Annotated in this window: 9 protein-coding genes; 4 read left to right on the top strand and 5 right to left on the bottom strand. The window is 66.5% G+C overall.

All coding sequences use genetic code 11. The features are described from left to right. Positions 1 to 67: 67 nt before the first annotated feature. From ACLQ7E_RS04310 to ACLQ7E_RS04330, 5 genes are all read right to left on the bottom strand, one after another. Complete coding sequence (locus ACLQ7E_RS04310) at positions 68 to 1162, bottom strand: maleylacetate reductase (RefSeq protein ID WP_411731322.1); 1095 nt, start codon at positions 1160 to 1162, stop codon at positions 68 to 70. Between the two features lie 136 nt (positions 1163 to 1298). Continuing rightward, positions 1299 to 1817, bottom strand: a complete 519-nt coding sequence (locus ACLQ7E_RS04315) for a MarR family winged helix-turn-helix transcriptional regulator (protein ID WP_411731323.1) — start codon at positions 1815 to 1817, stop codon at positions 1299 to 1301. Then, entirely contained in the window at positions 1789 to 3417 is a 1629-nt protein-coding gene (locus tag ACLQ7E_RS04320) for an MDR family MFS transporter (protein WP_411731331.1), read from the bottom strand. Before ACLQ7E_RS04320 ends, ACLQ7E_RS04315 begins: the two co-directional genes overlap by 29 nt. Before the next feature lie 247 nt (positions 3418 to 3664). Continuing rightward, positions 3665 to 5203 (bottom strand): MFS transporter, encoded by a 1539-nt coding sequence (locus ACLQ7E_RS04325; RefSeq protein WP_411731324.1) that lies wholly within the window; start codon positions 5201 to 5203, stop codon positions 3665 to 3667. A 3-nt stretch (positions 5204 to 5206) separates the two neighbouring features. Next, positions 5207 to 6562 (bottom strand): amidohydrolase, encoded by a 1356-nt coding sequence (locus tag ACLQ7E_RS04330; protein WP_411731325.1) that lies wholly within the window; start codon positions 6560 to 6562, stop codon positions 5207 to 5209. Positions 6563 to 6884: 322 nt separating this feature from the next. Between ACLQ7E_RS04330 and ACLQ7E_RS04335 the strand changes: the two genes are divergently transcribed. From ACLQ7E_RS04335 to ACLQ7E_RS04350, 4 genes are all read left to right on the top strand, one after another. Further along, positions 6885 to 7592, top strand: a complete 708-nt coding sequence (locus ACLQ7E_RS04335) for a FadR/GntR family transcriptional regulator (RefSeq protein WP_411731326.1) — start codon at positions 6885 to 6887, stop codon at positions 7590 to 7592. After that, positions 7589 to 8554 carry an asparaginase gene (locus ACLQ7E_RS04340; protein ID WP_411731327.1) on the top strand — a complete coding sequence of 322 codons (966 nt, stop codon included), beginning with the start codon at positions 7589 to 7591 and terminating at the stop codon, positions 8552 to 8554. The genes ACLQ7E_RS04335 and ACLQ7E_RS04340 overlap by 4 nt, the downstream gene beginning before the upstream one ends. Positions 8555 to 8656: 102 nt before the next feature. Then, complete coding sequence (locus ACLQ7E_RS04345; RefSeq protein ID WP_411731328.1) at positions 8657 to 10090, top strand: aspartate ammonia-lyase; 1434 nt, start codon at positions 8657 to 8659, stop codon at positions 10088 to 10090. A 69-nt stretch (positions 10091 to 10159) separates the two neighbouring features. Next, positions 10160 to 11686 (top strand): amino acid permease, encoded by a 1527-nt coding sequence (locus tag ACLQ7E_RS04350; RefSeq protein WP_411731329.1) that lies wholly within the window; start codon positions 10160 to 10162, stop codon positions 11684 to 11686. Positions 11687 to 11798 lie beyond the last annotated feature (112 nt).

Here is an 11798-nt window from a genome sequence, read left to right on the forward strand (position 1 = left end):
ACGCCGGGAGTTCGACGGCCTGGAGGCGCACGGCTCGGCCGCGGCGTTCAGCAGGCCTCCGCCGGCGTCATGACTCCGGAGGTGGAAACCCGACTGACACGGCCGACGTTGGGGCACCCCGGTGGGCTGCGGCCAGCAGCGCGGCCAGGTTTTCCGCGGTGACGGTCCGCGGGTTGTTGGCCGGGACCACCGGAAGAATGAGTGAAACCGCTTCGGGGATGTCAGCCGCGTCGAATCCGTAGTCCTTCAGCGCCCGCGGTGCGTCCAGCCGCTTCCGCAGCGCGTTGAGCCCCTCAAGCGCCGTGGAACTGCCGAAGGCCGCGGCAATACGCGACTCGGCCCCGGGTGCGGCCGGCGCATTGAACGCCAGCACGTAGGGCAGCACGGTGGCATGGGTCTGGGCGTGGGGCATGTTGTAGGTCCCGCCCAGCACGTGGCAGATCTTGTGGTGCATGCCGGATCCCGCCGAGGCGAAGGCGACGGCCGACAGGTAGGCGCCGTACAGGGCCTGTTCACGGCCGTGCACGCCCTCGGGGTCCGCGACGATGGCCGGCAGCCCGTCGGCGAGGGCGCGGATGCCCTCGCCGGCAAGCGCCGCATTGATCGGGTCGGCACGCGGCCCCCACAGCGAATCGATGCAGTGGGCCATGGCGTTCAGACCGGAGGCCACCGAAAGCCCCACGGGCAGTGAGAGGCTGAGGGCCGCATCGTAGATGACGGTGGCTGGCAGCACCCGGGCGTCGACACCGGTGGATTTGCGGCCCGCTTCGGTCTGGCCCCAGACGTTGGTGGCTTCGGAGCCTGCATAGGTGGTGGGGATGGCGATGATGGGCAGTGCGGTGTCCAGGGCGATGGCCTTGGCCAGGCCGACCGCGGACCCGCCGCCGAGGCACACCAGCAGATCGATGTCGTTCTCCCGTGCGGCAGCACGGGCCTTTTCGGCGCTCTCGATCGGCACGTGCTGGACGATGTCGGAATAGTGCAGGGCCACCGGGAGCCGTGCGGTCAACCCGGCGACGGTGTCGGAATCGCGGCGGCCGGCGATCACCATCACCCGGGAGGCTCCGAATCTGTCCACCTCGGCGCCCAGATGCTCGGCGGCCTTTCCGGTGCCGAAGAGCACCCGTTGGGGCAGGGTGTCATGGCTGAAGAGCATTCCCATGTAAGCAGTCCTTGGCTCGGGATCCCATGCAGGGACCGGTGGTGCTGCCTGACACGCTACCGGAAATGCCAGCGGTCCCGCCCACCTTTACGCGCGATGCGCAGGCGGACGGGACCACTCGGGCAGCCAGCTCGTATTAGATGGTGGATTCGTTCAGCTTGGCCAACAGGTCGGTGAAGCGGCGGACCTCTCCGGGTTCCCATTCCGCGAGCCGGTCATGAAGCACCCGGCGGGCGTTGGCCAGGTTCGCGTCGAAGCGTGCCCGCGCCTCGTTGGTCATGGAGACCAGCTGGGCCCGCCCGTCGCTGGGATCCATGCTCCGCTCTACCAGGCCCAGATGATCGAGCTGCTTGATCGTCCGGCTCATCATGGCCTTGTCCACCTCCATCTCCTCGGCCAGGCACCCCTGTTGCCGGGGGCCGGAACGGGAGAGGATCGTGAGCACCTTGAACCCCATCGGGGGAAGCTCCGGGTCGATGGCCGCGGCCCGGGCCCGGATGCTGTTGCGGGCGTTGACAAACATGGTCGCGAACTGCTTCTCGACCTCGTCGATCAGCTGCGCCATGACGACGTCATAGGCCCTGGCGGGTTCCGCGATGGCGAAGGGATCGGCCACGGCGTCCATGTCAGCGGCGCGCCGAAGTTGTCTCGCCATCAAGGCGAGGGGTCGCCGCGATGGCGGCCTCGCTGACCTCGGCCAGGTTCCGCTCGGCGGCCTCGGCTTCCTCGCGCTGGTGGCGGGTCTGGCTGCCCAGCTCCAGATTGGGCATGAAGGCCACCGCGAGGATGGTCAGGATGCTCAACGGGGCAGCCACCATGAAGACGTAGGCCACGGCGTCGCCGTAGGAGGACTCGATGATGGTGCGGACAGACTCGGGCAGGGAATGAACAGCCGGGATGTTCCCGGAGGCCAGCGACGCGGCCAAGTCCTTGCCCTTCTCGCCCAGGGCGGCAATCGCGGCGCCCAGTTCGGCGCTCTTGGCGCCCATCAGGTCTGCGACCTTGGTGGCCATCAGGGCCCCGAGGACCGAGACGCCGATGGTGCCGCCCAGCGAGCGGAAGAACGCGATGCCGGAGGAGGCCACGCCGATCTCGGCCGGGGTGACGGCGTTCTGTACGATCAGCACGAGGTTCTGCATGACCATGCCCAGGCCCGCGCCGAGGAGGAACATGTACACGGAAACCAGCACGAAGTTGGTGTCGTAGTGGATGGTGCCCAGCAGGTAGAGCCCTGCCAGCTGCAGCACCGAGCCGATGACCATGATGGCCTTCCACTTGCCGTGCTTGGAGATCATCGCGCCGGCGACCGTGGAGATGATGAGCAGGCCGGCCATCATCGGGATGGTCATCAGCCCGGACTGGGTGGCGTTGGCGCCGCGGGCCAGCTGCATGTACTGGGCCAGGAAGACCGAGGTGCCGAACATTGATACGCCGACGGAAATCGAGGCGATGACCGAGAGGGTGAAGGTGCGGTTCCTGAACATGGTCAGCGGGATGATCGGCTCGGAAGCCTTGAACTCCACGATCACGAAGGCGGCCAGGGCGGCAACGGCGCCGCCGACCATCCACGCGGTGGTAACCGAGGCCCAGTCGAAGTCCTTGCCGGCCAGCGAAACCCAGATCAGCAGCAGCGAGACGCCTGCCGAGAGCAGCACGATGCCCGCATAGTCGATGGAGACCTTGCGCTTGGCCTGGACCGGAAGGTGAAGCGTCTTCTGGATCAGGAAGATCGCGATTGCAGCGAAGGGCAGGGCGATGAAGAAATTCCAGCGCCAGTTGATCGCGTCGGTGATGAAGCCACCGATCAGCGGCCCGCCCACGGTGCCCAGGGCCATGACGGCGCCGAAGAGGCCCATGTACTTGCCGCGTTCGCGCGGGGAGATGATGTCGGCCATGACGATCTGGGTCAGGGCGGTGAGTCCGCCGGCACCCAGGCCCTGGAAGACGCGCATGGTGATGAGCATGTTGGTGTCCTGCGAGAACCCGGCGATGGCCGAGGCGATCACGAAGACCAGCAGCGAGAGCTGCAACAGCAGCTTGCGGTTGGCTAGGTCGGCGAGCTTGCCCCAGATAGGGGTGGAGATGGTGGTGGCCAGCAGGGTCGCGGTGACCACCCAGGTGTAGGAGGTCTGGTCGCCGGCCAGGTCGGAGACGATGACGGGAAGCGAGGTGGAGACGACGGTGCCGGCGAGGATCGAGACGAACATGCCCATGAGCAGGCCGGTCAGTGATTGCATCACCTGGCGGTGGGTCATGCCCGATTCGGACTTCTCCGGTTCCGCCTTCGTGGGGGTGGTTGTCTGGGACAAAAGAGGGCTCCAAAAAACAGGGGGAAGATGGTTGATTGATATCAACTATATAGAATTGGTTGCTAAAGAGCAACTAGTTTCCCTGTGATGTGGAGCTATCTTCTCCGGGCGCCCGGAGGCCAAGGGGACACGCAAAGGGGCCGGAACAATGCAATGTCCCAGCCCCTTGCAGCCGCCAACCGCGGGGTCGCGGTTAGTTGCCGAACGCCGGGGGAGCGACGTCGAGCGGCGCCTTGGGTTCGGGTTCCGGCACCCGGTCCTTGGGTTCGGCCGGGACCGTGACGATGATCGCGGCGATCGCGATAACCACCATCAGCACGTTGAACAGCAGGCCGATGGCTCCGCCGAAGCGCAACGCCACGTTGTCCTGGCGGCCAATGAACAGGCCCCAGGACTGGATGAGTTCCGGGTTGACCGCCTGGCCGGCGACGTAGAGGGCGGCCGAGATGGCGACGCCGATCGCGTTGCCCAGCGAGGAGGCCATCTTGTAGATGCCGGACGCGGCCCCGACCTGGGCGTCCGGGACGTTGGAGAGTGCTGCGTCGGTCGACGGGGTGGCGTAGAAGCCCAGCCCCACCCCGAAGAGGGTGAAGCCGATGACGCTGAGAACGAGGTACTGGTCGATGTACAGGAACGTCATCGAGCACATGAGGATGCCGACGCCGGTGATCATTGAGCCCCACAGCATCGGCTTCTTCGGGCCGAAGCGCTGCAACAGCTTCTCGCCCACCCGGATCGTGGCCAGGATCGCCACGAGGTAGCCAAGGGTGAGCAGTCCCGATTGCAGCGAACTCAGCCCTGCCGCGATCTGCACCAGGCCCAGGGAAACGATCAGGGTGCCTGCGGCGCCGTTGAGCAGGAAATTGGAGAGCGTGGCGCCGGTGAAGGTGCCGTTGGAGAACAGTTTCAGGTTCACGAACGCGCCGGCCCGGTGCGTCTCGATGTACAGGAAAATGAGCCCGGAGACCGCAGCCAGGGCGATCAGTCCGAGCCCGCCGAAGCTCAGCCAGCCAAGCACCGGGCCCTGGGAGATATAGATGTTGATGGACACCAGGAGCACGATGAACGCCGCCAGCCCGCCCCAGTCAAAGCCCTGTTCCTTGGCGGCCGGGTCGCGCTCGGCCTTCGACTCGGGGGTGCCACGCAGCAGCCACAGTGCCACGATCGAGAGGACCACGGAGATCCAAAAGATCGAGCGCCAGCCCAGCGCGGTGGCGGCCATCAACCCGCCGAAGAGCGAGCAGAAGCCCGAGCCGCCCCAGGAACCGATCGACCAGAAGGATAGGGCGCGCTGGCGTGCCTTGCCCTCGTAGAACGTCTTCACCAGCGCCATCGAGGAGGGCATGATGCAGGCAGCCGACAGGCCCTGGACCACCCGTCCGCCCAGCAGCATGGTGCTGGTGACCCCGCCCAAGTTGTCCGGGGTCAGGGCGATCAGCAGCGAGCCGGCGATGCTCAGCCAGATGCCGGCGTAGAGGAGCTTGACGCGGCCGAGTCTGTCGGCCAGTCCGCCGGCCACGACGATGAAGATGCCGGAGAACAGGGAGGTAATTGACACCGCCAGGTTCGCCAGGGTCTCCTCGACGCCGAGCTGGTCCCGGATTCCGGGGATGACGTTGAGCAGGGTCTGGGCAAAAAGCCAGAAGTTGATGACGGCCAGGACGATTCCCAGCAGCCACTTGTCGTTCGGCTTCCAGGTGGTGGTGGCTGGTGTTTGTGCTGCGGTGCCCATGGCTCAGCCTTCCTTGCTCTGTTGGTTTCTGCCCAGGTAGGCCAGTGCGGCAACGACCTGGGTGCGGGTGGCGGTTTCCAGCGTGGGGTCGATGGCGGGGGCAAAGAAGGGGGAGTGGTTTCCGGGGATGTCTGCTGAGACGCTCCCGTTCGCCACTGCCTTGCGGTAGGCCTCGGCCGGGGCGCAGCCGACGGTCCAGTAGGTGTAGGGGGTGCCGAACGCGTCCGGGATGGTGCTGAAGTCCTCCGAGGCGGTGGCCGGGGTGGCTTGGTAGACCTGCCCGTCGGGGAAGTGCTCGGTGAAGGCCGCGGTGACGTGCTCGTTCACGTCGGCGTCATTGCTGGTGAGTGGGAACTGGTCGTAGTACTCGAACTCGGGTTCCTTCGGCGATCCGGCCGCGGCGCATTCGCCGCGGACGATTCGCTCGATGGAGGCCATGATGTGCTCGCGCAGCGCGAGGTCGTAGGTGCGGATATTCAGACGCAGCTCGGCCTTTGCCGGAATGATGTTGGCCGCGGTCCCTGCGTTGGAGGAACCGACGGTGACGACAGCGAACTGCCCGGGCAGCGTCTCACGCGACACGATCGTCTGCAGCTTCAGCACGATCGAGGCTGCCAGCACCACGGGGTCCACCGAGTTGTGCGGCATCGAACCGTGGGCCCCGCGGCCGTGGACGATGATCTTCAGGCTGTCGCCGGCGGAGAGGATCGGCCCGGCGGTGGTTCCCACCAGCCCGGCCTCCACTGGCATCACGTGTTGCGCAAGCGCGACGTCGGGGCGCGGCACCTTGTCCACCAGGCCGTCGGCAACCATCGCCTTCGCTCCGGCGGCGGTCTCCTCGGCGGGCTGGAACAAGGCCACGTGGGTGCCGGACCAGGCCTCCCGGTGGTCGGCCAGCACTTTCGCGGCGCCCAGCAGGGTGGCAATGTGCATGTCGTGGCCGCAGGCGTGCATGACGCCGTCGATGGTTGAGGAGTAATCCAGCCCAGTGTCCTCGGTGACGGGAAGTGCGTCGATGTCGGCGCGGGCCAGGACCACCGGTCCCTCGCCGTTGGCCAGTACGCCGACCACCCCGGTGCCGCCGATGCGCTGGACCGCGTAGCCCAGGGCGGCGAGCTCGGTCTCGATGCGGGCGGAGGTCTGGTGCTCCTGCAGGCCGAGTTCCGGGTTTCGGTGGAAGTGTTTATACAGTTCGCGCTGCCACTCCAACTGGCCATCGAGGGAGCTTAGAAGTGCGGGGTCAACCACGGGGAACGCCTTTCCGTTCTGGCCGCGCACGGGCACTGCGGGGTGCCGTTCCCGTGGCCGCGGATCCAGAGGTTCAACGTAACCCCACAGGTCAGCCATTGTCCACGTCATGACGCGGACTTCATTTGATGTTCGCTGGTCAGCAGGCAAATGGTTGCTTTTACCTGGCGCTTCTCCCGGACTGGAATCGATGTCGCCCGCGTCTCGAAGCAGTGGGATGTGCGATCCGCAGCCGCCGGCATCCATCGGCGGCTGGTCCCTCTCTTTCGGGTGAATCAGTGGCAATGGAGCCCTTCGCGCGCGGATACCGGAGAGGAATTCCAAGGCTGACCCGAACGTTTGCGACAGGACAGCGAGCTTGCACAAGCGTGCCTTCCCGAGGCGCTTGGGGGCGTCTTGACAGCGATTTGTGAGGCGTGACATAGTTCAACACATGAACCTGTCAGACAGCCGGACGGCCGGACCGCAGCCCATCGTTCGGGTGAGCGCTGCCGAGGCCGTTTTCAAGGCAATCCGCGACGCCATCGAGTCCGGGGAGCTGCCCGTGGGGCACAAGCTGAGCGCCGAATCGGTGCTTGCCGCCAAGTTCGCGGTGAGCCGATCGGTCGTCCGCGAGGCCTTGCGCTCCTGCGCGGCACTCGGGCTCACGGAAACGCACACCGGCAAGGGCACCTTCGTCATCGCGGGCAAGGCCAGCAACGACCTGGTGCTGGGCACGTTCTCGGCCCGCAGCCTCATGGAAGCGCGCCCGCACATCGAGATTCCCGCGGCCGAACTCGCAGCTGCCCGCGCCACCGCCGACCAGCTCGAGGAGCTGCGCGGCATCATCGAAGCGATGGAGGACGAGGACGATCCCGGGATGTGGGTGGCCCTCGATGCCAGCTTCCATGCCACGATTGCCCGCGCCAGCGGCAACGGGGTCTTCGAACGGGTCGTCAACGACATCCGCGAGGCCATGGTCAACCAGTCCGAGACCATCAACCTCATCACCGGCCGCCAGCACCCCTCGCACGCCGAACACCGCGAAATCCTCGCAGCCATCGAGATGCGCGACAGCGCCGCGGCGGGCAAGGCGATGGCCGGGCACCTGGCCGCGGTGGACGAAGCACTGACCAAGATCCTCGGAGCAGAAACCGCATGAGCATTTCCACCTTCCCGGCCCATACACCGCTGGCCGTGCAAACCCGCGGCGAGCTGGTTGAAAGCGTCCACTACGGTTCCCTCGTGGCCCTGGGCGCCGACGGCCGGACCGTGCTCACCCGCGGGGAGCCGGCGGCTCTGATGTATCCGCGCTCGGCCCTGAAGCCGTTGATGGCAGTGGCCATGGTGCGTGCCGGCCTGCATTTGTCAGCCGAGCAGCTGGCACTGGCCTCCGCGAGCCATTCTGGCTCCGCCGACCACCGGGACCTCGCCGCGAAGATCCTCGCCGACGCCGGGCTGGAACCCGGTGCGCTGCGCAACTCCACCGACCTGCCCTACGGAGTGGCCGAGCGCCTGGAATGGATCGAGGCAGGCAACGGTCCCACCCAATTGGCCCAGAACTGCTCGGGCAAGCACGCTGCGATGCTCGCCACCTGCCTGCTCAACGGCTGGGACACCGAAACCTACCTGCAGCACGACCACCCGCTGCCCACCCTCATCCGCGAGGTCGTCGCCGAACTCACCGGCGAACCACTCACCGTGATGAGCACCGACGGCTGCGGCACCGAGGTCTTCGCTCTCTCCCTGGCCGGCATGGCCAGGGCCTTCGGGAAACTGGTCACAGCACCCGTTGGCACCGCAGAGCACGAGGTCGCTGCAGCCATGCGCGCCCACCCCGTGATGGTTGCCGGGCTCGGGCGAGACGTCACCGCGTTGATGGAAGCGGTGCCCGGTGTGCTGGCCAAGGACGGATTCGAGGGAATCCAGCTCATTGCCCTGCCCGACGGCTCCGCCGTGGCGCTGAAGATCTCCGACGGAGGCGACCGGGCGCGGATGCCCGCCGCCGTTCCCGCGCTGCTGGCCCTGGGCGTGGACCCGGGGAGCTTGGCCCCGTTCAACAACCTCCCCGTGCTCGGTGGCGGAAACCCCGTCGGCACCCTGGCCGGGCTGCCCTTCCCGTAGCAACCGGTCCACCCGCTTCACCGCATCCCCGCCGGCGCTTGAGCGCGCCCAAAATCGTCCACCCCCATGCACCCACACCTCACCGCCACCCCTAGGAGAGCCATGTCCGAATCCACCGCCACCTTGCAAGTTGCCGCACCCCTCGCGGTCCGCAGCGAACACGACCTGATTGGCGACCGCGACATTCCCGCCGAGGCATATTGGGGCGTGCACACGCTGCGCGCCGTGGAAAACTTCCCCATCACCGGCCAGCCGCTGTCCACCAACACGCACCTGGTCACGGCCCTGGCCATGGTCAAGCAGGCAGCCGCCCAGGCCAACCAGGAACTGGGACTGCTTGATGCATCCCGCGCCACCGCCATCATCGCGGCCTGCCGCGAAATCATCGCCGGGAACCTGCACGACCAGTTCGTGGTCGACGTGATCCAGGGCGGCGCCGGCACCTCCTCGAACATGAACGCCAACGAGGTCATCGCCAATCGGGCCCTTGAACTGATGGGCCACGCCAAGGGCGAGTACCAGTACCTGCACCCGAACGACCACGTGAACCTCAGCCAGTCCACCAACGACGTGTACCCCACCGCCGTGCGCGTGGCCACCATCTTCGGCGCCACCTCGCTGGTCGCCGCCATGGAGCACCTCGGTGCCGCCTTCGCCGCCAAGGCCGTTGAATTCCGCACCGTGGTGAAGATGGGACGCACCCAGCTGCAGGACGCGGTCCCGATGACCCTGGGCCAGGAATTCAACGCCTACGCCGTCACGCTCGGCGAGGACCGCGCCCGCCTGGCCGAATCCACCCTGCTCATCCACGAGATCAACCTCGGTGCCACCGCGATCGGCACCGAGCTGAACGCACCGCTGGGGTACTCGTCCCTGGCCTGCACGCACCTGGCTGCCATCTCCGGGCTGAAGCTGGAGACGGCGTTCGACCTGATCGAGGCAACCGCCGACGTCGGCGCCTTCGTGCATCTCTCCGGCGTTCTCAAGCGCGTGGCGGTCAAGCTGTCCAAGGTCTGCAACGACCTGCGCCTGCTCTCCTCGGGCCCACGCGCCGGACTGGGCGAGATCGACCTGCCGGCCGTGCAGTCGGGCTCCTCGATCATGCCAGGCAAGGTCAACCCGGTGATCCCGGAGGTCGTGAACCAGGTGGCCTACGAGGTCATCGGCAACGACGTGACCATCACGATGGCCGCCGAGTCCGGGCAGCTGCAGCTCAACGCCTTCGAGCCGATCATCGTGCACAGTCTGACCAAGTCGATGCGCCACCTCGAGGCCGCGTGCATCACGCTGGCCGACAAGTGCATCATCGGCATCACCGCCCACGAGGAGAAGCTGCGTGCCCAGGTGGAGAACTCCATCGGCCTGGTCACCGCGCTGACCACTCAGCTGGGCTACGCCGCCTCAACGAAGATCGCGATCGAGGCCCTGTCCACCGGTCGCGGGGTGGCCGAACTGGTCCTGGAGCACGGGCTGCTCACCGAGGCACAGCTCAACGAGCTGCTGCGCCCGGAGCGACTGGCCAACCTCAGCGAATAGATCCCGCGCTTTCCCCCCCCGTTCCACCCTTGAGCAAGCCCCCAGACACTCCCCGAGAGGCACCTGCGCATGACACGTGAAATCCCAGAAACCCGCACCACGCACCGACCCGAAACCCACCACTCGGCCCTGACCGCCGAGGACAAGGGGATGCACAAGGGACTGAAATCCCGCCAGATCCAGATGATCGCCATTGGCGGTGCCATCGGCACCGGGCTCTTCATGGGTGCCGGCGGCCGCCTTGCAGGTGCCGGACCGGCGTTGATGTTCAGCTACGCCATCTGCGGGTTCTTCGCGTTCCTGATCCTGCGCGCCCTGGGCGAACTGGTTGTCCACCGCCCGTCCTCCGGGTCCTTCGTCTCCTACGCCCGCGAATTCTTCGGCGAGAAGGCGGCGTTCGTGACCGGCTGGCTGTACTGGCTGAACTGGGCCATGACTGCCATCGTGGACATCACCGCGATCGCGCTGTACATGAACTTCTTCGCCAAGTACGTGCCCTGGATCGGTTCGGTTCCGCAGTGGGTGTGGGCGCTTGCCGCGCTGCTGATCGTGTTGGGGCTGAACCTGGTCTCGGTGAAGGTCTTCGGCGAACTCGAGTTCTGGTTCGCGCTGATCAAGGTCGTCGCGCTGGTCGGCTTCCTCATCGTGGGCGTCTACTTCGTCATCTTCGGCAGCCCGGTTGCCGGGCACGAGGTTGGCTTCTCCTTGATTGCCGACAACGGCGGATTCTTCCCCAACGGGCTGCTGCCGGTGGTTGTCGTCATGCAGGGCGTCGTGTTCGCCTACGCGTCGATCGAGCTGATCGGCACCGCCGCCGGCGAAACGCAGAACCCCGAGAAGGTCATGCCCAAGGCCATTAACACCGTGATCATCCGCATCGCCGTGTTCTACGTCGGTTCCCTGGTGCTGCTTTCGCTGCTGCTGCCGTACACCGCGTACAAGGCCGGCGAATCGCCGTTCGTGACGTTCTTCGGTTCCATCGGGGTTTCGGGCATGGACTCGATCATGAACCTGGTGGTGCTCACCGCGGCGATGTCCTCGCTGAACGCCGGCCTGTACTCCACCGGTCGCATCCTGCGCTCGATGGCCCTGGCCGGATCCGCTCCGCGCTTCACCGCCAAGCTGAACAAGCAGGGTGTGCCCTACGGCGGCATCACGTTGACGGCCGCCGTTGCCGGCCTGGGCGTGGTGCTCAACGCGATTGTTCCGGCCAATGCCTTCGAGATCGTGCTGAACATGGCGGCGCTGGGCATCATCGCCTCCTGGGGCATGATCGTGCTCTGCCAGCTGGCGCTCTACCGCCTGTCCAAGCGCGGCGAGGCGGTCCGTCCCGCCTTCCGGATGATCGGGGCACCCTACACCGGGTACCTGACCCTCGCCTTCCTGCTGGCGGTCATCGTGCTGATGGCCTTCGACTCCCCGGTGGGCACCTGGACCGTGGCATCCATCATCGTCATCATCCCGACCCTGATGATCGGCTGGTACGCCTCGCGCGGCCGCATCCGTGACATCGCCGCCGCACGGGCGAACGCCGATGCGCTTTCCGAACAGACAGGGAACCACGAGTACTCGATCACCGGGGCTGGCGACAAATAGCAAGAAGGCCTTTGGCGGCACCGGCGTGGATGCGATACGCGCCCGTGCCCCCGGCTGTGGGGGTGCCTGGCTGGGGGCATATACTCCGCGCTGCGGGCGGCGAGGTGTGAGG

Origin of the sequence: Paeniglutamicibacter sp. (assembly GCF_046714615.1) — a bacterium.
Taxonomy (GTDB): domain Bacteria; phylum Actinomycetota; class Actinomycetes; order Actinomycetales; family Micrococcaceae; genus Paeniglutamicibacter.